General features: G+C 41.7%; 23 protein-coding genes, 1 pseudogene, 1 riboswitch and 1 other annotated feature. Of the genes and pseudogenes, 8 read left to right on the top strand and 16 right to left on the bottom strand.

Going from position 1 to position 24,934, the window contains the following annotated elements; translation table 11 throughout:
* Positions 1-118: 118 nt before the first annotated feature.
* Positions 119-2,533, bottom strand: coding sequence for a leucine--tRNA ligase (gene leuS / locus NSS77_RS11665; protein ID WP_342468877.1), 2,415 nt, complete (start codon positions 2,531-2,533; stop codon positions 119-121).
* A gap of 133 nt (positions 2,534-2,666) precedes the next feature.
* Positions 2,667-2,876 (bottom strand) — a binding site (T-box leader).
* A gap of 142 nt (positions 2,877-3,018) precedes the next feature.
* Positions 3,019-3,243 carry a hypothetical protein gene (locus NSS77_RS11660; protein ID WP_342468876.1) on the bottom strand — a complete coding sequence of 75 codons (225 nt, stop codon included), beginning with the start codon at positions 3,241-3,243 and terminating at the stop codon, positions 3,019-3,021.
* A gap of 170 nt (positions 3,244-3,413) precedes the next feature.
* On the opposite strand from NSS77_RS11660, the gene NSS77_RS11655 reads away from it, so the two are divergent.
* Together NSS77_RS11655 and NSS77_RS11650 are read left to right on the top strand one after the other, a co-directional pair.
* Positions 3,414-4,370: a TIGR01212 family radical SAM protein gene (locus tag NSS77_RS11655; protein ID WP_342468875.1), complete on the top strand. Its 957-nt coding sequence runs from the start codon at positions 3,414-3,416 to the stop codon at positions 4,368-4,370.
* Positions 4,367-4,948, top strand: coding sequence for a class I SAM-dependent methyltransferase (locus NSS77_RS11650; protein WP_342471265.1), 582 nt, complete (start codon positions 4,367-4,369; stop codon positions 4,946-4,948). The genes NSS77_RS11655 and NSS77_RS11650 overlap by 4 nt, the downstream gene beginning before the upstream one ends.
* A gap of 19 nt (positions 4,949-4,967) precedes the next feature.
* Here NSS77_RS11650 and NSS77_RS11645 read toward each other — a convergent pair whose 3' ends face one another.
* Both NSS77_RS11645 and NSS77_RS11640 read right to left on the bottom strand, forming a co-directional pair.
* A complete protein-coding gene (locus NSS77_RS11645; protein ID WP_342468874.1) occupies positions 4,968-6,437 on the bottom strand; it encodes an alanine/glycine:cation symporter family protein in 1,470 nt (489 codons plus the stop codon).
* 147 nt (positions 6,438-6,584) lie between these two features.
* Positions 6,585-7,382 carry an alpha/beta hydrolase gene (locus tag NSS77_RS11640; RefSeq protein ID WP_342468873.1) on the bottom strand — a complete coding sequence of 266 codons (798 nt, stop codon included), beginning with the start codon at positions 7,380-7,382 and terminating at the stop codon, positions 6,585-6,587.
* 119 nt (positions 7,383-7,501) lie between these two features.
* Between NSS77_RS11640 and NSS77_RS11635 the strand changes: the two genes are divergently transcribed.
* Complete coding sequence (locus NSS77_RS11635) at positions 7,502-8,014, top strand: gamma carbonic anhydrase family protein (protein WP_342468872.1); 513 nt, start codon at positions 7,502-7,504, stop codon at positions 8,012-8,014.
* A 43-nt stretch (positions 8,015-8,057) separates the two neighbouring features.
* On the opposite strand, the gene metK is transcribed toward NSS77_RS11635, so the two are convergent.
* A complete protein-coding gene (metK, locus tag NSS77_RS11630; RefSeq protein ID WP_342468871.1) occupies positions 8,058-9,254 on the bottom strand; it encodes a methionine adenosyltransferase in 1,197 nt (398 codons plus the stop codon).
* Between the two features lie 221 nt (positions 9,255-9,475).
* Positions 9,476-9,590: riboswitch (SAM riboswitch) on the bottom strand.
* Between the two features lie 240 nt (positions 9,591-9,830).
* Here metK and pckA point away from each other — a divergent pair.
* Positions 9,831-11,417, top strand: a complete 1,587-nt coding sequence (pckA, locus tag NSS77_RS11625; RefSeq protein WP_342468870.1) for a phosphoenolpyruvate carboxykinase (ATP) — start codon at positions 9,831-9,833, stop codon at positions 11,415-11,417.
* 86 nt (positions 11,418-11,503) lie between these two features.
* On the opposite strand, the gene NSS77_RS11620 is transcribed toward pckA, so the two are convergent.
* The 4 genes from NSS77_RS11620 to NSS77_RS11605 all read right to left on the bottom strand — a co-directional run bounded on the left by NSS77_RS11620 (position 11,504) and on the right by NSS77_RS11605 (position 13,668).
* On the bottom strand, positions 11,504-12,301 hold the full coding sequence (locus NSS77_RS11620; RefSeq protein WP_342468869.1) for a prolyl oligopeptidase family serine peptidase: 798 nt from the start codon (positions 12,299-12,301) through the stop codon (positions 11,504-11,506).
* On the bottom strand, positions 12,279-12,752 hold the full coding sequence (locus tag NSS77_RS11615) for an NUDIX domain-containing protein (RefSeq protein WP_342468868.1): 474 nt from the start codon (positions 12,750-12,752) through the stop codon (positions 12,279-12,281). Before NSS77_RS11615 ends, NSS77_RS11620 begins: the two co-directional genes overlap by 23 nt.
* Positions 12,753-12,802: 50 nt before the next feature.
* Positions 12,803-13,123: a transposase gene (locus NSS77_RS11610; protein WP_342468867.1), complete on the bottom strand. Its 321-nt coding sequence runs from the start codon at positions 13,121-13,123 to the stop codon at positions 12,803-12,805.
* 101 nt (positions 13,124-13,224) lie between these two features.
* Positions 13,225-13,668, bottom strand: a complete 444-nt coding sequence (locus tag NSS77_RS11605) for a Dps family protein (RefSeq protein WP_342468866.1) — start codon at positions 13,666-13,668, stop codon at positions 13,225-13,227.
* Between the two features lie 187 nt (positions 13,669-13,855).
* On the opposite strand from NSS77_RS11605, the gene NSS77_RS11600 reads away from it, so the two are divergent.
* From NSS77_RS11600 to NSS77_RS11590, 3 genes are all read left to right on the top strand, one after another.
* Entirely contained in the window at positions 13,856-14,014 is a 159-nt protein-coding gene (locus tag NSS77_RS11600; protein WP_342468865.1) for a hypothetical protein, read from the top strand.
* Positions 14,011-14,244, top strand: coding sequence for a membrane protein insertion efficiency factor YidD (yidD, locus tag NSS77_RS11595; protein WP_342468864.1), 234 nt, complete (start codon positions 14,011-14,013; stop codon positions 14,242-14,244). Before NSS77_RS11600 ends, yidD begins: the two co-directional genes overlap by 4 nt.
* Positions 14,245-14,350: 106 nt before the next feature.
* A complete protein-coding gene (locus tag NSS77_RS11590; protein ID WP_342468863.1) occupies positions 14,351-15,304 on the top strand; it encodes a zinc ABC transporter substrate-binding protein in 954 nt (317 codons plus the stop codon).
* A 41-nt stretch (positions 15,305-15,345) separates the two neighbouring features.
* Here the strand turns inward: NSS77_RS11590 and NSS77_RS11585 are convergent, their stop codons facing one another.
* The 7 genes and pseudogenes from NSS77_RS11585 to tnpA all read right to left on the bottom strand — a co-directional run.
* Positions 15,346-16,782, bottom strand: a complete 1,437-nt coding sequence (locus NSS77_RS11585; protein ID WP_342468862.1) for an o-succinylbenzoate--CoA ligase — start codon at positions 16,780-16,782, stop codon at positions 15,346-15,348.
* A gap of 151 nt (positions 16,783-16,933) precedes the next feature.
* Positions 16,934-17,752 (bottom strand): 1,4-dihydroxy-2-naphthoyl-CoA synthase, encoded by an 819-nt coding sequence (gene menB / locus NSS77_RS11580; RefSeq protein WP_342468861.1) that lies wholly within the window; start codon positions 17,750-17,752, stop codon positions 16,934-16,936.
* Positions 17,753-17,772: 20 nt separating this feature from the next.
* Positions 17,773-18,582: a 2-succinyl-6-hydroxy-2,4-cyclohexadiene-1-carboxylate synthase gene (menH, locus tag NSS77_RS11575; RefSeq protein WP_342468860.1), complete on the bottom strand. Its 810-nt coding sequence runs from the start codon at positions 18,580-18,582 to the stop codon at positions 17,773-17,775.
* Entirely contained in the window at positions 18,570-20,291 is a 1,722-nt protein-coding gene (gene menD / locus NSS77_RS11570) for a 2-succinyl-5-enolpyruvyl-6-hydroxy-3-cyclohexene-1-carboxylic-acid synthase (RefSeq protein ID WP_342468859.1), read from the bottom strand. Before menD ends, menH begins: the two co-directional genes overlap by 13 nt.
* Positions 20,284-21,663, bottom strand: coding sequence for an isochorismate synthase (locus tag NSS77_RS11565; protein ID WP_342468858.1), 1,380 nt, complete (start codon positions 21,661-21,663; stop codon positions 20,284-20,286). Before NSS77_RS11565 ends, menD begins: the two co-directional genes overlap by 8 nt.
* Positions 21,664-21,914: 251 nt before the next feature.
* Positions 21,915-22,847, bottom strand: a complete 933-nt coding sequence (locus tag NSS77_RS11560) for a dipeptidase (RefSeq protein ID WP_342468857.1) — start codon at positions 22,845-22,847, stop codon at positions 21,915-21,917.
* 216 nt (positions 22,848-23,063) lie between these two features.
* Positions 23,064-23,450: pseudogene (tnpA, locus tag NSS77_RS11555) on the bottom strand (IS200/IS605 family transposase); the annotation flags it as partial.
* A gap of 127 nt (positions 23,451-23,577) precedes the next feature.
* Here tnpA and NSS77_RS11550 point away from each other — a divergent pair.
* The gene (locus NSS77_RS11550) at positions 23,578-24,855 is read left to right on the top strand and encodes an ISL3 family transposase (protein ID WP_342468856.1); all 1,278 of its coding nucleotides are present in this window, start codon (positions 23,578-23,580) and stop codon (positions 24,853-24,855) included.
* The last annotated feature ends 79 nt before the right edge of the window (positions 24,856-24,934 follow it).

The following is a 24,934-nucleotide window of genomic DNA, read 5'->3' as shown; positions in this document are numbered from 1 at the left end:
AATAAGTTTGATAATGTCATAAGTCAATAGAATTTTTCATAAAACTGATAATTTAGTAAGAATTCATGAAAAATAAAACATGACTCGAAAAGTATGGCACCTTTCGAGTCATGTTCAATTATTTGACAACAATATTCACAAGTTTTCCTGGAATCACAATCACTTTTACAATTTCTTTCCCATCAATATGCTCTTTTACTCTTTCATCTTCTTTTGCCACTTGCTCCAATTGTTCTTTTGCAGCATCTTTTGGCACTGTTACTTTTGAACGCACTTTACCGTTGACTTGAACAACGACTTCCACTTCATCATCAACCAGTTTCGCTTCATCGTATGTTGGCCAAGGTTCATATGTAATGGTCTCATTATGACCTAAAATTGACCAAAGCTCTTCACCGAAATGCGGTGTGATTGGATAAAGCATTTTTACAAAGCCTTCCGCATATTCTTTTGGAACCACTTCGACTTTGTAACATTCATTGATGAACACCATCAATTGGGAAATGGCTGTATTGAAGTGCAAGTGATCGAAGTCTTCCGTCACTTTTTTCACCGTTTGATGGTATACTTTTTCCAATGTTTTATCATCGGATTCCTGGATTTTATTAGAAAGTTTTCCATCCTCCGCAACAAATAGTCTCCATACGCGCTCCAAGAAGCGTCTCGCCCCATCAAGGCCTTTCGTTGACCACGCAACCGAAGCATCAAGAGGTCCCATGAACATTTCATATAAACGCAATGTATCCGCACCATGGCTTCGTACAATATCGTCCGGATTTACCACATTGCCTCTTGATTTGGACATTTTTTCGTTGTTTTCACCTAAAATCATGCCTTGGTTGAACAATTTTTGGAATGGTTCTTTTGTTGGCACCACCCCAAGGTCATATAAGAATTTATGCCAGAAGCGGGCATATAACAAGTGAAGAACGGCATGTTCCGCCCCGCCAATGTAAATATCCACCGGCAACCAGCGTTTCAGCAATTCTTCGTCCGCAAGTTTTTCTTTGTTGTGCGGATCGATATATCTTAAGAAATACCAGCTGGAGCCTGCCCACTGAGGCATTGTGTTGGTTTCCCGGCGGCCGCGTTTTCCTGTTTTCGGATCGACCACATTCACCCACTCTTCGATGTTGGCAAGAGGGGATTCCCCAGTTCCGCTCGGACGGATATCTTTTGCTTTCGGCAATCTTAGCGGCAATTCTTCCTCTGGTACCGTTGTCATCGTACCATCTTCCCAGTGGATGACTGGAATTGGTTCACCCCAATAACGTTGGCGGCTGAATAACCAGTCTCGAAGACGGTAAGAAACTTTTTTCTCACCTACGCCTTTTTCTTCCAACCATTCAATGGCTTTCTTAATCGCCTCTTCTTTTCCTAAACCGTTCAAGAAATCGGAATTGATGTGTGGCCCATCTCCTGTAAATGCTTCCTGTTCAATATTTCCGCCTTCCAAAACAGGAATGATCGGCAAATTGAATTTTTTCGCAAATTCATAGTCGCGTTGGTCATGAGCAGGAACCGCCATGATGGCACCAGTTCCGTATGAAGCGAGCACATAGTCGGCAATCCAAATCGGAATGGCTTTTCCATTTACAGGATTGATTGCATACGCACCAGTGAATACACCTGTTTTTTCTTTCGCCAAGTCTGTACGTTCCAAATCGGATTTTGTTTGAACTTGCGCAAGATAAGCTTCCACTTGTTCCTTTTGTTCAGGAGTTGTGATTTCATTTACCAATTCATGCTCCGGTGCAAGAACGCAGTAAGTTGCTCCGAAAAGGGTATCCGGACGGGTTGTGAACACGCGGAATGTTTTGTCCGTCCCTTGCACTGTAAATGTAACTTCGGCACCTTCCGAACGGCCAATCCAATTTCGTTGCATTTCTTTGATGCTTTCAGGCCAATCGAGTTCATCCAAATCTTCCAATAAACGGTCTGCATAGGCCGTTATTCTCAACATCCATTGTTTCATCGGTTTGCGGATGACAGGATGACCGCCGCGTTCGGATTTACCGTCGATCACTTCTTCGTTGGCAAGCACGGTACCGAGGGCCGGACACCAGTTCACAGGCACTTCGTCAATATACGCTAAACCATGTTTATATAATTGGATGAAAATCCATTGAGTCCATTTGTAATATTCCGGATCCGTTGTATTGATTTCCCGATCCCAGTCATATGAAAAACCAAGTTCCTGAATTTGTCTTTTAAATGTCGCAATATTTTTTGCCGTGAATTCTGCAGGGTCGTTTCCTGTATCCAACGCATATTGTTCGGCTGGAAGACCGAATGCATCCCATCCCATTGGATGAAGCACATCGTAGCCTTGCATGCGTTTAAAGCGGGATAATATATCCGTTGCCGTATAACCTTCCGGGTGTCCCACATGAAGACCTGCTCCTGACGGATAAGGGAACATATCCAATGCATAAAATTTCGGTTTTGAATCATCGTTTAATGTTTTAAACGTTTTATTTTTCGCCCAATATTCCTGCCATTTTTTCTCAATCTCTCGATGATTGTAAGTCATGGGTATATCCTCCTTGATTTAATGTATTGCTGCCTTTTTTGATAAAAATGAATTTTGTATTACCAGATTATCCTAAAAAGTGCCAGAATTAACGGAATATTTGAAAAATAAAAAAACTCGCCCCAACCCGAAGAGAAGGGACGAGAGTTTTCACTCCCGCGGTACCACCCAAATTAGTGACACATGCACTCAGCTCATAACCTTAACGCGGTGAACGGTTTTAACTACTTGCTTCGCTAAAACAGACTCAAAGGCGAGTTCGATCCGTCCGCTTACTAGCTTCCACCGGCCGCTAGCTCTCTGCAAAGCTTCAGAATCTACTATTCCTTCTCCTAGTCGGACATATTTTCAATGTATATATTTTAATGGAAATATTAAAAATATACAAGTCCTATTGTAGTATGACAATGCCGGACCAATAAACATTTTAGACTAAATTTTTCTTTACCGCCAGTCTCCCCACCATCATTTTCTAAGTCCACACATCATTCTGTATTTCTCCTCCTGATTTCCTTCAGCAAATTGGAAACGATCCGGACAATGAAAATGACTGCCCCTATCAATCCGATGACGCTGAATGCAAAAAACAAAGAATGTTTAAAAAAGCCAAAAATCATGCTGAAAATATAGAGCACAAAGAAAAGGATGAATCCAATAAAATTTTTGCCTCCAATAATTTGTAAGATCAATTGGAATACTCCTTTTGCCATTTTTACTTCCTATTATATCCAATATTGTGAAAATTATTATAAAGTACACGGTATGACTAATCAGATTACATCACAGATTTTTCAGTGTTATAATGTGTTATGGTATTCCACGCAATTTTACGGTTTGAGCAACTATAGCTTTCGGTGAATACCAGTAAGGAGTGAAACCATTGACAGAACAACAATTTCCATTCCCTTCCGACGGGAAACGTTATTATACATGGAATCGCTATTTGCGGGACGTGTTCGGACAAAAAGTATATAAAGTTGCGTTGGATGCAGGTTTCGACTGTCCGAATCGGGACGGCACCGTCGCCTTTGGCGGCTGCACTTTCTGCAGCGCGGCCGGCAGCGGGGATTTCGCCGGCGACCGGGTGGATCCGATTCCTGTTCAATTCGAAAAAATTAAAGCGAAAATGCAAAATAAATGGAAAGACGGTAAAACAATGGCCTATTTCCAGGCTTTCACTAATACCCACGCTCCGCTTCCGGTCATCAAAGAAAAATTTGAAGCGGCCCTGAATTGCGAAGGGGTCATCGGTTTGAGCATCGCCACCCGCCCCGATTGCCTGCCGGATGATGTTGTGGAATATTTGGCAGAACTGAATGAAAGAACTTTTTTATGGGTAGAGCTTGGCTTGCAGACGGTCCACGAAAGAACGGCCAACTTAATCAACCGCGCCCATGATTATCAAACATATGTTGAAGGGGTGGAAAAACTCCGCAAACATAACATTCGCGTTTGTACCCACATTATCAACGGCCTGCCGCTCGAGGATTACGATATGATGATGGAAACCGCACGGGAAGTGGCAAAATTGGATGTGCAGGGCATCAAAATCCATCTATTGCATCTGTTAAAAGGCACGCCGATGGTCAAACAGTACGAAAAGGGCATGTTGCGTTTCCTTGAACGGGATGAATATATCAAACTTGTGGCAGATCAATTGGAAATTCTTCCTCCAAATATGGTGGTCCACCGCATTACCGGCGATGGTCCGATCGAATTGATGATCGGTCCGATGTGGAGCGTCAATAAATGGGAAGTGTTGAACGGCATCGATGCGGAATTGGAGCGGAGAAATTCCTGGCAAGGAAAATATTATCAAGCGGAAGTGAACGGATAATGCTGGAGCGGGTATTGCCTTACGCAAAAACATTGCTTTCCTCGGTGATCACTGAAGGGGATACCGCCGTTGATGCCACTGCGGGAAATGGCCATGACACGCTGTTTCTTGCACAACTGGTGGGGGATTCCGGTGCCGTTTATGCCTTTGATATCCAGCAGCAAGCCGTGGATGCAACCATCGGGCGTTTAAAAGAGCATGGACTGGAAAAAAGGGCTCACGTCATTTTAGATGGACATGAACATCTTTCCAAATATGTGCATGGAGAAGTGGCCGGAGCCATTTTCAATTTGGGCTATTTGCCAGGAGGAAATCATGACATCATCACCAAAGGGGAAACAACCATCTCCGCCATTCAGCAGCTGCTTTCGAAATTAAAAATCGGCGGCATCATCGTTTTGGTGATTTATCACGGACATGAAGGCGGAAAAGAAGAAAGGGATGCGGTCATCGAGTATGTGAGTCAGCTGCCTCAAAAATATGTTCACGTACTCCGCTATGAATTTATTAATCAAAAAAACGATCCTCCATTTCTCATCGCTTTGGAAAAAATGAAAAAACTGCCGGACCCTGAATAAAGGTCGGCAGTTATTTTATTTATTTTTCATTATTTTGATTTTGTTTCAATCGCTCAACCCAAAAATCTGCATTTTTGATTCCCAACTTGATTGGATCAAACACCGGATCTTTTCCTGCTTTTCTTTGTTGCTCATAATCTCTTAAGGCAACAAAGGTCGGTTTCGCTAATATGATAATTCCGATTACGTTCGTCCATACCATCAAACCAAGACCGATGTCCCCCAAGAGCCATGCCAAATCGGATGTTCTTACGGCGCCATAGAATGCGGATGCAAGAAGGACAAATTTTAAAATCCAAGTAACAACCCCTTCTGTCCGGCCGGAGAATAGATAAGCGACGTTTGTCTCTGCAATATAGTAGTATGCCATTAATGTTGTGAAAGCGAAGAAGAACAATGCGATTGCAACAAATGCAGAACCGAAGTTATTTAATCCCGGAAACGCTCCGGTTACTGCAAGCTGAGTAAATTCAGTATAAGAATGGCCAGGCACATGTTCCACAATCAATTCCCCATCAGCGCTATTCACATTCGTGTTATATGTGCCCATGAATAATATCATTAATGCCGTCGCGGAACATACAAGCAATGTATCAATATAAATGGATGCCGCCTGAACCAAACCTTGTTTGACCGGATGGGATACTTCCGCTGCAGCCGCCGCGTGAGGTCCTGTACCTTGACCGGCTTCATTGGAATAAACCGCACGTTTTACCCCCCAAGCGATGGCGGCACCAATCATTCCACCGAATGTGGCATCCACATTGAAAGCGCTGCGGAAAATCAACCCGAACACTGCAGGCACTTCGGAAATATTCATAATAATTACGATGAACGCTACTAAAATATAGGCAAGCGCCATAAACGGAACGATGATTTGAGCGGCGTTGGCAATCCGTTTAACCCCACCGATAATTATGAAACCCAATAAAACAATCGTAATTAAACCGGTAATCCATGGAGAGATGTCAAAGGCATTATCCATTGCGCTGACAATGGCATTGGATTGAACCCCAGGCATCAAAATGGCCATCGCCAAAATGGCGGCAATCGCAAACACGACTCCGAACCAGCGCTGTCCTGTTCCTTTTTCCATGTAATACGCCGGCCCACCGCGATAGATTCCCAATTTTTTTGTTTTATATATTTGAGCGAGTGTCGATTCCACATAAGCGGTTGATGCACCGATAAAGGCCGTGACCCACATCCAAAATACCGCACCAGGTCCACCAAAGGCAATGGCACTGGCAGTACCGATAATGTTACCTGTGCCTACACGTCCCGATAAAGCCACCGTCAATGCCTGGAATGATGAAATTCCGGCATCGGATTTTTGCCCTTTAAACATCAGGACAAACATTTCTTTAATTTTTCGGATCTGAACAAATCTGGTCAAAATGGAAAACACAAGTCCTACGATCAAAATCCCATAAATCATGATAGGACCCCAAAGGATATCATAAATCCAGTTCAAAGCATTTTCTACCATACCCACACCCCTTTGAAATTAAATTGAATAATTTTTACTATTTTCTGAAAGAATATTTTAATATTACAAAAATTAATAATATCAATCAATATTTCTGATATCATTTTTTGAAAATAATTTTCATCAAAATATTACAAATCAAATAGATTAAACGATGTAACCGATGGATCGAAGTACATTATTGATAAAATCCCGAACATATAAAAATACTTCTTCCCGTTCAAGGTCATGGAAAATATTATGGTAACTATATGGCCAATCCTTGTATTGAAATTCCCTGGTTTTTTGCAACAACAACCATTTTCTGGCCGCTTCCGAGTCCGCCACTTTATCCTGATTCGGCGTAATCAGCAAAATCGGCAACGTCAATGTTCTTTCCTGCTGAGTGGCCAAATTTTTCATTAATTGCTGAATATCCCGGTACCATCGTACAGTCACATTGGAATGATAGGGCACATCATCCTCCATTTCTAAAATCCCCTCCGGATTTCGGGTCAACAGTCGTTTATTTAATTCCAATGATATTTTTTTATTTGGTGCCAAATTCATGCTTGCCAAAGCACTAGCCAGTAAATTTGAATGTTTCTGCAATTGGAACCATGGGGCGGTCAGAATAAGCCCTGCGCACTCCAATTTCGTTTTCCGCAAAAATTGGATTGCCAGTGTCCCCCCCAACCCATGTCCAATGACAAATACCGGCAGTTGATATTGAAGGGCACTTTGCATCAATTGTTTAATGAAAAGCAAATATTCATCAATCAATTCATCATGTACTCTTGTATATCTCGAGCCTTCTTCATGGCCGGGCAAATCCCCCATTACCACATGAAAGCCTTCCGTTCTCAATTTTTCAATCAACCATGCGTACCAGCGATGGTGTTCAAAAGCGCTATGTACAATTACAACCACCGCTTTCGCTTGTACATCCGTTTCCCACTTCCACATAGCGGTCCTCCTATTTCTCTAAAACTTTCATCAACAAGATGTTCGTTCTATTTTCAAAAATTTTCTTATTTGTTAGGATAATATACATAAATAATACATTAGAAATGGGGAGCATTGCGATGATTTATCCTTATCACGACAAAGAACCAAAAATCCATCCTTCCGCATATATTGCAGAGCATGTGACAATTACCGGCGATGTAACCATTGACGAAGATACGACCATTTGGTTTGGTACGGTCATCCGCGGGGATGTGGCGCCAACGATCATCGGCAAACGTTGCAGCATACAGGATTTAAGCTGCTTGCATCAAAGTCCGAACAACCCTCTCATTATTGAGGATGAGGTCATCGTCGGCCATCAGGTGACTCTACATAGCTGCATTATCCGCAAACGCGCATTAATCGGCATGGGGGCAATCGTTTTGGACGGTGCGGAAATCGGCGAGGGGGCGCTTATTGCAGCTGGAAGTTTAGTGCCTCCAGGGAAAAAAATCCCGCCCAATTCCGTTGCGATGGGGAATCCCGCAAAAGTCGTGCGGGAAGTGACCGAAGCGGAACGGAAAGATATGGATCGCATCATTAACGAATACGTTCAAAAAGGGAAATATTATCAATCATTAAAGAAATAAATGAAAAATGCAGGCATATTGTTTGCCTGCATTTCATATTATATTATATTCCCGCTTTTTGGCGTAATTTTTCCGCCACGTCCGTTCTTTCCCAAGGCAAATCGATGTCTGTGCGTCCAAAATGGCCGTATGCAGCCGTTTGTTTGTAAATCGGTCTGCGCAGATCAAGCATTTTGATGATGCCTGCAGGACGCAAATCGAACAATTCATTTACCCATTCAACCAATTGGTTTTCAGCCACTTTTCCCGTTCCGAATGTATCGATGGAAATGGATACAGGACGGGCGACACCGATTGCATAAGCCAACTGAACTTCCACACGGTCAGCGAGACCGGATGCAACGATGTTTTTCGCTACATAACGAGCCGCATAGGCAGCGGAACGATCCACTTTTGTCGGATCCTTGCCGGAGAATGCTCCCCCACCGTGACGGGCGTATCCTCCATACGTATCGACAATGATTTTGCGGCCAGTGAGCCCTGCATCCCCTTTAGGTCCACCAATTACGAATCGGCCAGTCGGGTTGATGAAATACTTTGTATCCCCATCCAACAACTCTGCAGGAATGATGGTTTTGACCACTTTTTCCATTATATCTTCTTTGATTTGTTCTTGAGTGACGCCCTCATCATGCTGAGTTGAAATAACAATCGTATCGATTCGGCGAGGAATGTTGTTTTCATCATATTCTACCGTCACTTGCGTTTTCCCGTCCGGACGCAAATAAGGGATTTCTTTCGACTTGCGGACTTCCGTCAATCTTCTGGAAAGTTGATGCGCCAAGCTGATCGGAAGAGGCATCAATTCAGGCGTTTCATTGCAAGCAAATCCAAAAATCAACCCTTGGTCGCCAGCACCGATCGCTTCAATCTCCTCATCCGTCATGTATCCTTCCCGGGCTTCCAATGCTCGGTCCACACCTTCCGCAATGTCCGGTGATTGTTCGCCAATTGCAGTGAGCACCGCCAAGTTTTCCGCATCAAATCCAAATTTTCCTCGCGTATATCCAATTTCCGCAACCGTATTACGAACAATGCTTTGAATATCTACATATGTTGTTGTTGTAATTTCTCCTGTAACAAGGACCAATCCCGTTGTTACAATCGTTTCGCAAGCAACTCTTGCATTTGGATCTTCTGCAAGTATCGCATCCAAAATGGCATCGGAGATTTGGTCACAAATTTTATCCGGATGCCCTTCCGTTACACTTTCTGATGTAAACAGCCGACGTTTTGACATTCATTTTCCTCCTAAATTGTTGAGACGAAGCTCTTTATGATACGGTACTCATTATCCATGATCCTTTCCGACTTCCGCCCGTAAGGAACATTACGAGGATAATGAAAGGTATAAAACTCGCTAATCTATTTTAGCTTGAATATATGCCGGATTGATTTGAATAAAAAAAGTTCCTATCCACATTTCTGCATGAGGAAAGGAACTGAAATCTCTACCTTTCACTCTTATCGTTCAAGGGAATCCCTTGCATCAGGTTAGCACCACGCATTATTATATAGATAATGCAGGTTGCCGGGTTTCATAGGGCCTTAACCCTCCACCAGCTCTGGATAAGAGTATCCGTTCATGCAACATGTTACGTAATCTATACTGCATTGTCAAATGTTTTTTCTTATTTGTCTACTGTCTTTTCATAATTCCATTTTCTTCAAGGAGGTTGGAAGAGAAGTCAAAAAATTTCATAAATAAATTTTAAGGATTAGTATAGATTATTCCACCCAATGTGTTATACTATTTTTTGTATTATATAACAAAGAATAATTTCCCTAAAAATAAAAAAAGGATGGTATTTAATCGATGAATTCAGTAGAAGTTGCAAATGAGCTGAAGGAATTATTAAAAGGTAAAAATATAAACACCCAATTATCGGTGCCGCAATTGGTTGAAAAAGCGGTTATTCGCGGGGAAGCGAGACTCACAACTGATGGCGCCATTGTTGCCGAAACTGGAAAATATACCGGACGTTCTCCAAAAGATAAATTTATCGTCGAAGAAGAAAGCATCAAAGGTAAAATCGACTGGGGAAGCGTAAACCAACCAATTTCTTCTGAAGTGTTTGATAACTTGTATATCAAAGTTTTAAATTACTTGAAAGACAAAGATGAGCTATTCGTATTCAAAGGCTTTGCCGGAGCGGATAAAGATTCGCAATTGGCAATTCAAGTCGTAAATGAATACGCTTGGCACAATCTTTTCTGCCATCAATTATTCATCCGTCCAACTCAAGAAGAATTGGTTTCACATGATGCTGACTTCACAATTGTTTCAGCACCTGGTTTCAAAGCGGATCCAGCTGTGGATGGAACAAATTCTGAAGCATTCATCATCGTTTCTTTCGAAAAGAAAATCATTCTGATTGGCGGCACAGAATATGCCGGCGAGATGAAAAAATCCATCTTCAGTATTATGAACTATTTATTGCCTGAAAAAGGAATTCTTTCAATGCACTGCTCAGCCAACGTTGGTGAAGCCGGCGATGTAGCATTATTCTTCGGTTTATCCGGTACAGGTAAAACAACGCTTTCCGCAGACAGCAACCGGAAATTGATTGGTGATGATGAACATGGTTGGTCTGACAATGGCGTATTCAATATCGAAGGCGGTTGCTACGCAAAAACAATCAATCTATCTGCTGAAAAAGAACCGGAAATTTATAATGCCATTCGCTTTGGTACTGTATTGGAAAACGTTGTAATCGATCCGGCTACACGCGTGCCTGATTACGATGATAATACTTTAACTGAAAATACAAGAGCGGCATATCCAATCCATTACATCGAAAATATCGTGACACCATCAATTGCCGGTCATCCAAAAACGATCATTTTCTTGACTGCGGATGCTTTTGGGGTGCTTCCTCCAATCAGCAAATTGACTAAAGAACAAGCAATGTACCACTTCTTAAGCGGATTCACTTCCAAATTGGCTGGTACAGAACGCGGTGTCACTTCACCAGAACCAGTTTTCTCAACATGCTTCGGTGCTCCTTTCTTGCCGCTTCCTGCGACAAGATATGCTGAAATGTTGGGTGAAAAAATCGATAAGCACGATGTTCAAGTATTCTTGGTGAACACAGGTTGGACTGGCGGCGAATACGGTGTTGGAAGCCGCATGAAACTTTCTTATACACGCGCGATGGTACGTGCTGCGATTGATGGAAAACTAAATGATGTAGAAACGAAACAAGATGCGATCTTTGGATTGCACATTCCAACACAAATCGAAGGAGTTCCTAGCGAAGTGCTGGATCCTCGTGAAGCTTGGGAAGATAAAGCGGCATATGACGAGAAAGCCCAATATTTGGCAAACTTGTTCAAAGAAAACTTCAAAAAGTTTAACAATGTTCCGGAAGATATCTTGAAAAAAGGTGGACCATTAGTTTAATTCCCGATAAAAAATGCTATTGGCATTGGCCAATAGCATTTTTCTTTTGTTCATATTTAAATTTTCGAAAAGGAAAATTCTGATCCCTACTTTTTATTGTCCTTTCCCTTGTCGATCATCCATTTGCAAATGGATTGCACTGTTTCCCGATTGAGATGGGGCGGAAAATGGTGGGCCAACCCTGCCATATACCAAGTCTCGTATGGCTTTCCCGCTTCCTTCAACGCCCTTTCCAATTTATAGGATTGCTCAATGCTTACATTCTGATCTTCGGTGCCATGAATAATGAGAACCGGTGCCTGAATGCGATCGACTTCATATACGGGAGAACGTTCCGCATATATTTCAGGATACTTGTTGGGGGATCCGCCAATCAGCCGCTTCAACGTCCTTCTTAAATCGACCCTTTCATGATAAAGAGCTGCCAGGTCGGATACGCCCGACCATGTAACGGCAGAACGGACATCTTTGCTTAAAATGGCCGTCCATAATGCCATCAATCCCCCTCGGGAAAAGCCGAAAAGATGGACAGAATCAACATTGGCCAAATTCTTCAATACTTTGATTCCATAAAGGGCGTCCAAGCGGTCATCGCCGCCAAACTCGTCCCTCCCTTCTCCCCCCCGATTTCCCCGGTAATAAGGAGCAAATACAACAAAACCATGGGATGCAAATTGGGCAATCCGGGCAGGTCTTACCATCCCCACCGACTGCAATCCGCCGCGCAAGTAAAGCAGCCCTTCATAAGAACCTTCTTCAATGGGCTTTGCAAGCAATCCTTTTACCCGCAATCCATCCGACCAATAAACAATTTCCTCAAGTTCCACATGGGGATTGGGGGAAGGATATTTTCTGATCGATTCAATACTGCCATTCTCTTTCAAAACGCTTCACTTCCTGCATCATCTTTTTCATTCCTGCATCCCTCATATAAAAACTGGCGCCGGGATGATTCAACGCTTCTTCCATCTTCAAAAACAGCCGTCCGCTTGTTTCATATTGTTTCAAAAACGGGTCGATTCTCTCCACTTTTGCAGTAAAAACCGCTTTACAAAAAGGTGGTTGTGCATAAACCGTATAGTGGGCAAACAGTTTCAAATCCTTTATATGTACGCGGGTTTCTTCGTACACTTCCCGCTTCGCTGCTTCCACGAGCGTTTCACCAGGCTCCACTTTGCCTCCCGGAAACTCAACACCGCGTTTTTCATTGATGGCACAAAGCCATTTCCCATCCATTTGGACAAGCACCAGCACATGTCCGGGTTCCATTGGAAAAGGAGGACCACCGAAACTTAATTCCACTTTATTATTGTTTAAATCGTAAAAAGTAAACATCCCTTCAACTCCTATACATACCTATAGTGTAGCGAAGGGATGTGGTTTATTCAATTCCTGAAATAGGGCAATTGTTCTACGAATTCTCTCACTTTTTCATCGCCAAACTCGTGGATTAAGGCATAAATTTTTTTCAATCGGTTATCGATTTCATCATTTTCATCATCCAAATGATACGGAAGATACGGCAAGTGTGCCCTCACCATATTGTCGAATTCCAACGTATTCAACTGATTGAACAGCTTTTTAAAAATAAAAGCTTTTTCCGGTTCCAATTCAATTTTAAACTCGCAAGGTTCCCCGGTAGGAATATAGTTGTACGATTGGTTGAATACATTCACATAAAGCGTTGTCTTTTCGATAGAAATCACCCTCCTTATTTTCATTATGGAGAAAAAAATCGCTGCTATACAAAATCAATAAAAAAACCCCAAAAGTTCGATGAAGGAACTTTTGAGGTCAATACTTCTTTTTATTTTCCCAAGAACGCTGACAACATCCAAACATGCTTTTCAAGGCTTTGGAACGTCGCGTTCAACATATCTTCCGTACGGTCATCCCCTTGATTTGCCGCCTCTTCCATCGCTTCTTTGATCAATTTCATTGTGGATTGGAAATCATCAATAATCGCCTGCACCATTTCTTCCGCATTTTCTGAACCGCTTGCTTCTTTCACTCTCGATAATTCCAAATGTTCTTTCATAGTGGCGACAGGTTTACCGCCTTTTGTCAAAATCCGTTCCGCCACTTCATCCAAATTGGCTGTGATTTCATTGTATAATTCTTCAAACTTTTCATGCAAAGTAAAGAAACTTGGCCCTGTCACATACCAATGGTAATTGTGGAGTTTTGTATATAACACAGAGTAAGTGGATACCAATTCATTTAATTGATCAATTAGTTTATCATTTGCCATAATATCACCTCATTACCATATTTTTTATTCCTAATTTGATTATAACGGAATCTGTGTTTAGAAACCATTACAATTAATTGAATTCTCAAAAAAGTCCTTCAACTGATAGTATGGATATTTTCATTGGATTTATCCGGTTTGTTCATTTATGATTTATATTGATAGGCAGTTAATAGAGGTGATCACTTTGGATAACGGAATTTTAATCGTTGTTGGAATTATTTATTTCATCATCATGATTGGCGCAATTGCCCTTTTTATACATTTCAAAAGAAAAGGCGCTTTGAAACAGACTGTTGATACGAAACATGAACCGAATGTAAGGAATGAACAAACAAAACAATGAAACATCTTTTTATTTGGCTGATCCGTTTTTACAGAAAATTTATTTCTCCACTGACTCCCCCAACGTGCCGGTTTTACCCGACTTGTTCCCAATATGGACTGGAAGCTTTTGAAAAACACGGTGCCATTAAAGGATTCATTTTGACCACGATCCGCATATTGAAATGCCATGCTTTTCATCCCGGGGGTTTTGATCCCGTCCCTGACAAATGGCCTTCGAAAAAAAAATAATTTCGAAGGTTTTTCTTATTGTCTTTTTGACCCGGTTCATGGTATCATTGTTTTCGTGAAATTTATAAATCGTAATCATTACTATTTAAGGAAAAGGAGTCATAAAATGCGAAAATTTTTTATCCTCTCAATGCTTGCGGTGATGCTGCTGTTGACCGCTTGCTCCGGTGATGAGCCAAAACAGCAGGAAAGCGGCCAAATCGACATCTACACAACAGTATATCCACTACAATATTTTTCAGAACAAATAGGGGGGGAATTTGTTAACGTTTCGTCCATTTATCCTCCTGGCGCAAATGAACATACCTTCGAACCTACGCAGAAGGATATGATTGCTTTGGCAGATGCAGACTTGTTTTTCTACATTGGATTAGGTCTGGAAGGATTCGTGGAAAATGCCAAAAAAACGCTGGCCAATGAACATGTAAAATTTGTTCCTGTGGCAGAAAATATCGATGAAGAAGTTTTGCAGACTTCCACTGGCCATTCCCATGAGGAAGCAAGCGAACATGAGGAAGAGCATGATCACCATCACGGAGATATCGATCCGCACGTTTGGCTTTCACCAACGATTTCCAAAGATTTGGCATTAACGATTAAAAACGAACTTGTCAAACAGCTTCCGGAACAGGAAGATACATTCAATAAAAACTATGAGCAATTGGCCAAACGATTGGATGAATTGGATCAACAATTCAAAGCACTTGCGGACAATGCTTCCAAGAAAACTTTCTTCGTATCCCATGCATCCTTTGGCTACATCGCCGGAAATTATGGACTCACCCAAATTCCAGTAGCTGGGTTGAATTCCCAAAACGAACCATCCCAGAAAGAACTTGCGGAAATTGTCGACCTTGCCAAACAATATGATATCCATTATATCCTCTTTGAACAAAATGTATCATCAAAGCTCACATCCATTATTCAAAAAGAAATTGGGGCAGAATCCTTGATGTTGCATAATTTGAGCGTATTGACGGAAGAAGATATCAAAAATAATGAAGATTATTTTACTCTGATGGAAAAGAACCTTCAGACGTTGGAAAAAGCATTGAATTAATGGAAAAAGAGCGGATGACGCCAATCATTCGCTCTTTATCTTTAAGGCAATAATTCCTTCAATTTTCTCCGCATCAATTTATTCGAAGCGTTTCGAGGCAATGAATCTACGATGTGTACTTGTTTCGGCACTTTATATTTTGCCAAATGGACATGGCAATAGTCGATGATTTCATCCGTTGAAACGGCTTGTTTTAATACGACAAAGGCAACCGGCACTTGTCCCCAAGTGGCGTCCTCCACACCGCAAACCCCCGCTTCTTTGACGGCAGGATGCCCCATCAACACATTTTCAACTTCTGCAGGATAAATATTCTCCCCACCTGAAATGATCAGGTCTGAACGGCGGTCAACAACATACAAGTACCCTTCTTCATCCAAATAGCCGATATCTCCTGTATGCAGCCAGCCGTCTTCAGTGGAAGGTTTATTTTCGAACCGCCCTACATAACCCGGTGTCACATGAGGACCGCGGATGCAAATTTCCCCTTCCTGATATGGCCCTTCTGCTCCCAAGATTTTAATTTGATTGAAAAACAACGGCTTTCCGGCTGAACCGATTTTTCGTAAAGCGTCCTCTGCTGGCAAAGTGGCCGTTTGGGAGGAAGTCTCCGTCATACCATAAGTCTGCAGCACTTTCATTCCCCGTTCCTCAGCCCGTCTTAAATAATCGATTGGAACAGGGCCTCCTCCGGCCAAAATCAATTTGAAGGATGGGGAAGCCTTCATTTCATGTTGTTCCAAAACATACAAAATTCGTTCCAGCATGACCGCCACAAGGGAGATGTGGGTAATCCGTCCGTAAGCAATGTCTTTTGCAATGGATTCGCTGTCAAATTTGCGATACAGCTTTACTTCATTTCCATACAATAAGGAACGGACCAAAATTGAAAATCCGCTGATATGAAAAAGCGGAACAGCACATAACCATACATCCTTTTCTGAAAGGCCGATATTTAAAACGGAAGCGAGGGCATTGGATTGGTGGTTTTCCACCGTTTGCCGGACGCCTTTCGGAAATCCGGTCGTACCGCTGGTGTACATGATGGAAACTGTTTGATCGACCGTCCACTCTTTACTTATTTCGATGGGCTCACAACCGCTATTTTCAATTTCCGAAAATAACAGGAAATTTACATTTTCGGGGATTAAAGCCAAATCGTTGTCATTCACCAGCACATTTGTCACCTGTGCGTCATCGATTTGATACGCCAATTCGCTTTGCGATAATTTTCGGTTTAATATCACCATTTCACATTGCAAATGCATGCATCCGTACATGACAAAGATCGTGTTTGAATCGTTTTCGCCAAGTATGGCAACGCGGCTTCCTTTTTCAATTCCCAAAGCAGCCAGTTGCTTTGCGCGTTCGAAGGAGATTTCCTTGATTTCTTCAAACGTCCATCGCTTTCCTTCAAAAGTTAATCCGATCCGGTTGGGTGTCAAGTTCGCTCGTTGCAAAATCCAATTAGGATACATGAAAATTCCTCCATTTCTCCCCTTCATTTTACTAAAAAAATAGCGCTGATGCCGCAGTAGTGTTTCATTTTCCCGTGAATGAAAAAACTGCCCTGAAAGCAATCACTTTCAAGACAGCCTAATTTCACACCTCTATGCAGCCTTCGAGAAATCATGGGAATCTTGGGAATTTGCCGAAGTCCGGTTTGCGTTTTTCTTTGAACGCATCGCGGCCTTCTTTTGCTTCATCCGTTGTATAGTATAAAAGCGTTGCGTCCCCTGCAAATTGTTGAAGACCGGCAAGTCCGTCGGTATCCGCGTTCATGGCGGCTTTTAAGAAACGGATGGCCGTTGGTGATTTTTCAAGGATTTCTTCGCACCATTTCACCGTTTCATCTTCCAATTGTTCCAAAGGTACAACTGTGTTTACTAATCCCATTTCTAATGCTTCCTGCGCATTATACTGACGGCATAAATACCAAATTTCGCGGGCTTTTTTATGTCCAACGATACGTGCCAAATAGCCGGAACCGTATCCCGCATCGAAGGAACCGACTTTCGGACCAGTTTGTCCAAAAATGGCGTTATCCGCAGCAATTGTCAAATCGCATACTACATGCAATACGTGTCCGCCGCCGATCGCATATCCAGCAACCATCGCGATAACCGGTTTTGGAATGACGCGGATTAGACGTTGCAAGTCCAACACGTTTAAGCGAGGGATATTGTCATCGCCCACATAACCGCCATGGCCGCGCACTTTTTGGTCGCCGCCGGAACAGAAAGCTTTATCTCCTTCACCAGTCAAGATAATGACACCGATATTGGAGTCGTCACGGGCGCGGGAGAATGCATCAATCATCTCTTCTACCGTTTTGGGACGAAACGCATTGCGCACTTCAGGACGATTGATGGTGATTTTTGCAATTCCATTGTAATATTCATACTTGATATCTTCGTAAGTATGTAACGTTTTCCACTCACGAGCCATTTGAGTAACCTCCCCGAATTTTATAAAACTCCCTTAATTATTGTAGCAAATTGTTCCGGATTTTCCACATGAATTGAATGGCCGGCATTCGGAACAATCAAATGTTGTGCATTTGGCAACTGATCCACCATCTGTTCAGCGATGTGAACAAATTTTTGGTCAAGTTCGCCGGTGATAAGGAAAACAGGCATTGAGAGACGGATCAATTTTCGCCAAAGGGAAGCTTGAGCCCCTGTCCCCATTCCGCGCAAACTGTTGGCAAGCCCCGTTTCCGATTGAGATAATCTCTCCTCACGAACGGCTTGCCGCACTTCAGCGGGCAATGTTTTTTGGGAAGCGAAAAGCGGGATATTCTCCCATTTTTCCACGAACCAATGGATTCCCTTTTCCTCAATTTCATCAGCCAATGATTCATCGGATTGTCTTCTGGCAGCTTGCTCTTCTTCAGTCCGGAGCCCCGGTGATGCACTTTCCAATATCAACCGTTTGATCCGTTTAGGGAAACGGGCCGCGTATGACAATGCAACCCTCCCTCCCATCGAATACCCCAATAAAGTGAAATCATGTAAATCGAGTTGATGAAAGATTTCTTCCAAATCTTTCACTTGCTCGATCATCGTGTAACGGGATGGATCTTTTGGGGATTCCGTTTTGCCATGCCCCAATAAATCAATCGTCACAATTTTTATTGAACTTGGCAAGTGTTCGATGACCCTGTGCCATGTTTTCGTAGATCCGGTAAAACCGTGCAATAAAACGATTGTTTCCTTCTCTTTCTCGTACCAAATTTCCACATTCACTTGAATTCCACGAACCATTAAAGTAGCCATTCTTTCAACTCCGAATGTATTTGTTGCCATAATCTCCGATGCGCTTCTACATTTTCACCCCGGTTTGTCATGATTTCAATCAATCTTAAAGGACGTCCGCTTTTTTCAAAGAGCTTTTCCCTCTCATCAAATTCTTTCATCATGACATAGTCCATCCCATACATATGGGCCACGTCATGGAACTGCAAAGCCGTTGGAGTTCCGAAAAGATCTTCGTAATATTCTTTCACCGTTGCCTGGGATAAATAGGAGAAAATGCCGCCGCCATCATTATTCAACACAATGACCGTCATATTGCATGGCTGATAACGGGTTAACAGAAATGCATTTATATCATGCAATGCCGCCAAATCGCCGATCAGCAAGTAAGTTTCCCGATCTCTCCTTCCCTTGGAGAAACCGAAAGCGGTGGAAATCACCCCATCAATGCCGTTTGCCCCACGGTTTGCAAATATTTGTATATCCCTCTTCGTGGGCAATAAAAAAGTATCGATATCTCTGACCGGCATACTGTTGCTGACAAATAGATCACTTTTTTCAGGCAAATGTTCCAGCAAGTATTGAACGAATGCCCCTTCATCTTTTTCTTGCCCGCTATATGCTTGAATATGCTTCATTGCAATGCGTTCCGCTGATTGCCAAAAAATGCGATATTCCTCCTCAATGGATGAATGGACCTCCATCTCCTCCAGCCAACTGCCGATGGAAGCATGGATGGAATGGGTGGAAACCGATGATGAATCCCTGAATAACGGATCCTCATCAATCACCACATAATTTGCCGGCTGCATTTCAGTCAAGAAGATCGTCAAAAATTTTGATACCGGCTGCGCGCCAAAACGAATGACCGTATCACAACCCGCCCGCTTTTTAAACTCTTCGCTTTTCAGAAGCGCATCATAGGTTGCAATCACATACTCCATGCAATCTTCGGGAACATTCCCCCGCATGTTCGATAAACTTTCCACAAGAACCGGCCATTTCAATTTTCGAATAAGCGACCATAAATATGCTGGATGGGTGCCAAGGGCCAGTTCGCCGATGACAATGATCCCCCTTTTTGTTTCCCGAATGATCGATGATAGCGCATTCATCGCTTCCGTGCTTGGTGTGACGGAACTATTGTAACGGGCGGAAAACGTGCTTTTCGGCAATTCGTCCCGGAAATCGATGAGCAACGGCTCCCGGAATGGAACATTCATATGTACCGGACCGAACGGATGGGTGTTTGCAATCCCTACAGCCCGTGTGACATGCCGCTCGATAAACGGCAATGTTTGGCTATGATCATCAGGGATCGGGAATTCAGCAAACCATTTGACATGCTTGCCATATAAATCAAGTTGATTAATCGCTTGTGGAGCACCGACTTCCCGCAGTTCATGGGGGCGATCGGCGGTAATGACAATGAGCGGAACCCGGGCATATTTCGCTTCCACGATGGCAGGGAAGTAATTTGCGGCTGCAGTGCCTGAAGTACAGAGCAATACAACCGGTTTCGCTTTTGATTTTGCCAGTCCCAAGGCGAAAAACGCTGCGGATCGTTCATCCACTTGACGGTAAACATTCATTTCTTTCGTTGATGCAAAAGCATAGGCTAGCGGCGTTGAACGTGAACCAGGGCTGATCACCGCATCTTCCACCCCATTTTGTACAAGGGAAGCGACAATTTGATACACATAGTCGGTCAAAATCTTACGTTCACTCATTGAATTGCCCTCCTAGAGCCCTTAACATCGGACGAAACTTCACTAATGTTTCTTCATATTCCGTCATCGGATTGGAATCGGCGACAATACCGCCACCTGCATATAAATAAGCTTTATTGTCAATCAACGCTGCGGATCGGATGGCAACGACAAATTCTCCATTTCCGTCAGCATCCATCCATCCGATTGGCCCTGCGTATAAGCCGCGGTTCATTTTTTCAAATTCCCGGATCATCTGGAGCGCTTTGCTTCTTGGAGCCCCGCCCAAAGCAGGTGTCGGATGCAAATGTTTCACCAATTGCAAAATCGATGCATCTTGGTATAATTTCCCTTCCACAGGCGTATATAAATGTTGGATATCCCGGATTTTCAATAATTTTGGCCGCTTTGGCACTTTATATTGGGCGCAAAGCTTCTTAAAGGTGCTTTCAATCATATCGACTACATATTGATGCTCGATTAAATTTTTGGAATCACTCAACAATTGTTCGCCCAACCATTTATCTTCTTTTGCCGTCGTTCCCCTTCTGATGGAGCCGGCAACACAAGCAGAATAAGCATATTGATTTTCCACTTTCACTAAACGTTCCGGAGTTGCGCCAAAAAACAACAGATTCTTGCGTTCAAGGCCAAACAAAAAACTTTCCGGCTGCTCATTCATGATTTGATAAATGGCTTGGGGAGAGGAGACGGAATCTTTAAACTCCAATTCCAATGAACGGGCAATGACCACTTTATCCGCTTCTTGATTGCGAATCAAATTCGTAACGCTTTCAACGGCTTGAAAATAATCCTCTTTATTCCGTTCATGAACCGATAATATTTCCGGCTTATCATATGTCTTCAATTCTTTCACTTGGGCAGCATGAATCAACCGATCCCGCTCTTCCCTCAATTCATCAAAAAGATTGGATGAATCTTGCTGATCCGTAATCAAATGAATGCTGACATATGTTTTCTCATGCTGTTTAATTAACTGGAAAGTGGCTACCGTAAAGTAGCTTTGAGGGAACCCGTCCCATTCACCGCTTTCCTTATTTTCAGGATCGAAGGTAAAGCCGCCAAACAGTATTGGTTGAGGCTCCTGTTCTTCCATCACAATATTTTTCGTCAATTCTTTCCATTGATATTCGATCTCGTCAAATCTCTGATGACCTGATCTATTCTCAAAGGCGATTGCTTGTCCAAGGCCTACAATCGTCAATGTTTTCTCCCGATTTTGCCAAAAAAATCTTTCCCCTTTATATTTCTTTTCTCCCGCCGCAAAAAATGCCAACGGAGACAATTGATTCACTTCAATCGTTTCAATATAAAAAGACAATTTGTTTGATGCCACTTCAACTTCAGTGGTTTTTAACCACTTATGCTGCATGAAAAAAACCTCCGTAAAAAGCGATTTCTTTTCCATAAAAATAGCAGAATCTTACTTTCTGCTTCTCTATTCCTACTTTTTAATTGCCTTTCCGAACAAGCAATATCTATTTTATCATATCATTTTTTATGTATTAATTATAATACTTTTATCTTTCCTCCAAAGGTTTCTTTCATTCCCCTAAACAAAAAAATTGCCGGAGGGAGACTCTCGGCAACGTAAAACGGAAAACATCCTGTATTGACAAATCTTTATGCCAATTTCTTAACATAATTTAAAAATCCATCTTCTGAAAATAGTTTTACTTCTTCTTTTGTAAATTCATTTCTTAAAGTTTTAATGATATTTGGAAATTCGGAAGCATTTGATAAATTGCTCACGGATAACGGATCCATGCCATCAAAGTCGGAACCAAAACCGATATGTTCCACGCCAACCAAATTTGACAAATATTTTATATGCTCCACTAATTTTTCGATCGTTGTTGTTTCCTTTTCCTTCTCAATCAACGGAGGATAGAAAACAACGTGGATACGCCCGCCTTTTTCAACGAGCATTTTCACCTGCTCATCCGTTAAATTTCTCGGATGGTCGCAAAGTGTCCGGGAGTTGCAATGGCTGGCAATCACATATTTGGCAAGCGGCATTAAATCATAAAATCCTCTTTCGTTCAAATGGGCCACATCAATGATAATATCCCGATCATTTAACAGTTCAATCACTTTTTTCCCAAAAGGTTTTATTCCTTTTGTCGAATCTTCGGATGCCCCATAACCTACTTTATTTTCATAATTCCACGTCAATCCAACAATTTTGACCCCTGCGTCTAAAATGACTCTCAGCTTTTCCATATCATCATCGATGGCATCACAGCCTTCTAAACTTAACACGGCTCCAATTTGACCATCTTCAAGATCATCAATTTGTTTCCAATTTGTAATATGAACCATTCCCGGCTCTTTTAAAACGAATTTATGGAAAGCCTCAATTTGGCGCATTACTTCTTGGAATTTTTGTTCTTTCGGTATGCTTGGATGAATAAAAATGGCAAATACTTGGACTTTTACATTGCCTTCTCTGAGTCTTTCATAATTTGAATAGATTCTGGAATCATTGCGGAAATTGGCATTCTCAAATTGGGCTAATTTTGTTAATACATCACAATGTAAGTCTATTATTTTCATTCAATTCTCTACTCCCCAAAATAATTACTGTCATTATAGTATATAGCATTTCACCAAAAGTTCCACTACGAAGTTCATAGTCACAATCAAAACCACCCGTGTGAACGGGTGGTTTGTTCTGCGGCTAGAAGCCTTTATTACTGGCCAACCCCTAAAGGGGCATCGAATGGTTCGCCAACCGCACTACTTTTCCAGCTGACCCTTAAAGGGTCTCTTTTATTTTTTCCTCGATTTTCTTTTTATCTCTTCACCTGTAAATGGATCAATAAATTCTTCCATACTGAGTTGATCCGCAATGATATCATCTTGTATTTGATTTCGAATATATTCTTCTATTACCTTTTTATTTCTGCCTACCGTATCCACATAAAATCCTCTACACCAAAATTTTCTGTTTCCATATCGATATTTTAAATGGGCATGTCGATCGAATATCATTAAACTACTTTTTCCTTTTAAATATCCCACGAATGATGAAACACTTAATTTCGGTGGAATACTAACCAACATATGTATGTGGTCTTTACATGCGGTAGCTTCAATAATTTCTACACCTTTTCTTTCACATAGTTGTCTTAATATTTGTCCTATATCTTTCTTTATCGGCTCTATAATATTTGGTGTTGGTGGATACAACCAACACCAATTTTTTACGCAAAAAAATGAGACATGTGACAAACTCTGGTAAAATGTAATCGCCAAACCACATTTCCCAAAGGAGTTGTGTCACATGTCTCACCAACATTCTATACGAAATCTACTCAATATAAAAGACAAAAATATCATCTTCGATGATGAAAATTTTTGTTCTATCGAAACAATCAAACACGTAAAAGCGAAAGTCTTTCATGGCACGTTAACGTATCAACCTAAAGCTTGTGATGCCTGTGGCCATGTCTTTGATGATCAAATCATTAAACACGGATTTAAAACGACCCTTATCAAAATGCCGAGTGTTTTCGGTTATCCTACGTATTTGAAGCTCCGTAAACAACGCTATTACTGTAAACATTGCCATTCCACTTTTACTTTACAAACCGACATTGTGGCTAAAAACTGTTGTATTTCCAACCATACCAAAGTATCGATTGCTTTAGACGCCAAAGATAAAATCTCCGAAAAAGATATTGCCTTGAAACATCATGTTTCTCATGCCACTGTCAGTCGTGTCATTGATAGCTTTTATAGCTACTATCAACCGAATGTTCATTACCTTCCAAAGCATTTGTGTTTTGACGAGTTTAAATCCGTTAAATCTGCAGCTGGAGCGATGTCCTTTATTTTCTGCAACGCTGAAACGGGAGAGATTGTGGATATCGTAGAGGATCGGAGATTGCATGTCCTCAAAGAGTATTTCTTGCGGTATTCCAAGAAGGCGAGAAACGCGGTAAAAACGATTGTCATCGACATGTATAGTCCTTATATTTCCTTAATTCACGAAGTGTTCCCTAAAGCGAAAATCATCATCGACAAATTCCATATCCTCCAACTATTTAGCAGAGCTTTAAATAAAACCCGCATCAACGTCATGAAGCGGGATAAAAAGAATTACAATAAGTTGAAAAAATACTGGAAACTCCTTCTGAAAGATCAAACAAAACTCGATTATAAAAACTATACATATCATCGCTGCTTTAAAAAACTCATGTGTGAGGTGGATATTCTACACTACATCATGAACCTAGATTCTGAATTAAAGGAGTCCTATGAGTTATACCAATACGTTCGACATTACATCAAAACAAAAGACTTTGAGCACTTGAAAAAAACCTTGAAGAATAAGTGGAACAGCGTTTCCAGCTATATGAGAACCGCCATCAAGACCATAAACAAATACATAAATTACGTGGAGAATACAATGAAATACGATTATAACAACGGTATTTTAGAAGGGATTAATAACAAAATTAAGGTGATAAAACGTATTTCTTTCGGCTATCGCTGTTTCCGACATTTTAAAACTCGGATTCTGATCACCCAAAATTTAATGACAATGAAAAAAGCTTAGAGGAATCGAAGTTCCTCTAAGTTGTGCGGTTGCATATACCAGGAAAGTCACAAAATTTTTTCACCAACACTATTTGACA

The sequence above is a fragment of the Ureibacillus sp. FSL K6-3587 genome, from assembly GCF_038593165.1.
Taxonomy (GTDB): domain Bacteria; phylum Bacillota; class Bacilli; order Bacillales_A; family Planococcaceae; genus Ureibacillus; species Ureibacillus suwonensis.
This window is presented reverse-complemented; position numbering and strand designations above follow the sequence as displayed.

What these genes read in the sequence shown, in the direction of transcription:
- leuS (WP_342468877.1), bottom strand. Translation starts at nt 2,533, where the DNA reads ATGACTTACAATCATCGAGAGATTGAGAAAAAATGGCAGGAATATTGG.
- NSS77_RS11660 (WP_342468876.1), bottom strand. Translation starts at nt 3,243, where the DNA reads ATGGCAAAAGGAGTATTCCAATTGATCTTACAAATTATTGGAGGCAAA.
- NSS77_RS11645 (WP_342468874.1), bottom strand. Translation starts at nt 6,437, where the DNA reads ATGGTAGAAAATGCTTTGAACTGGATTTATGATATCCTTTGGGGTCCT.
- NSS77_RS11640 (WP_342468873.1), bottom strand. Translation starts at nt 7,382, where the DNA reads ATGTGGAAGTGGGAAACGGATGTACAAGCGAAAGCGGTGGTTGTAATT.
- NSS77_RS11635 (WP_342468872.1), top strand. Translation starts at nt 7,502, where the DNA reads ATGATTTATCCTTATCACGACAAAGAACCAAAAATCCATCCTTCCGCA.
- metK (WP_342468871.1), bottom strand. Translation starts at nt 9,254, where the DNA reads ATGTCAAAACGTCGGCTGTTTACATCAGAAAGTGTAACGGAAGGGCAT.
- pckA (WP_342468870.1), top strand. Translation starts at nt 9,831, where the DNA reads ATGAATTCAGTAGAAGTTGCAAATGAGCTGAAGGAATTATTAAAAGGT.
- NSS77_RS11615 (WP_342468868.1), bottom strand. Translation starts at nt 12,752, where the DNA reads ATGTTTACTTTTTACGATTTAAACAATAATAAAGTGGAATTAAGTTTC.
- NSS77_RS11605 (WP_342468866.1), bottom strand. Translation starts at nt 13,668, where the DNA reads ATGGCAAATGATAAACTAATTGATCAATTAAATGAATTGGTATCCACT.
- yidD (WP_342468864.1), top strand. Translation starts at nt 14,011, where the DNA reads ATGAAACATCTTTTTATTTGGCTGATCCGTTTTTACAGAAAATTTATT.
- NSS77_RS11590 (WP_342468863.1), top strand. Translation starts at nt 14,351, where the DNA reads ATGCGAAAATTTTTTATCCTCTCAATGCTTGCGGTGATGCTGCTGTTG.
- NSS77_RS11585 (WP_342468862.1), bottom strand. Translation starts at nt 16,782, where the DNA reads ATGTATCCTAATTGGATTTTGCAACGAGCGAACTTGACACCCAACCGG.
- menB (WP_342468861.1), bottom strand. Translation starts at nt 17,752, where the DNA reads ATGGCTCGTGAGTGGAAAACGTTACATACTTACGAAGATATCAAGTAT.
- menH (WP_342468860.1), bottom strand. Translation starts at nt 18,582, where the DNA reads ATGGCTACTTTAATGGTTCGTGGAATTCAAGTGAATGTGGAAATTTGG.
- menD (WP_342468859.1), bottom strand. Translation starts at nt 20,291, where the DNA reads ATGAGTGAACGTAAGATTTTGACCGACTATGTGTATCAAATTGTCGCT.
- NSS77_RS11565 (WP_342468858.1), bottom strand. Translation starts at nt 21,663, where the DNA reads ATGCAGCATAAGTGGTTAAAAACCACTGAAGTTGAAGTGGCATCAAAC.
- NSS77_RS11560 (WP_342468857.1), bottom strand. Translation starts at nt 22,847, where the DNA reads ATGAAAATAATAGACTTACATTGTGATGTATTAACAAAATTAGCCCAA.
- NSS77_RS11550 (WP_342468856.1), top strand. Translation starts at nt 23,578, where the DNA reads ATGTCTCACCAACATTCTATACGAAATCTACTCAATATAAAAGACAAA.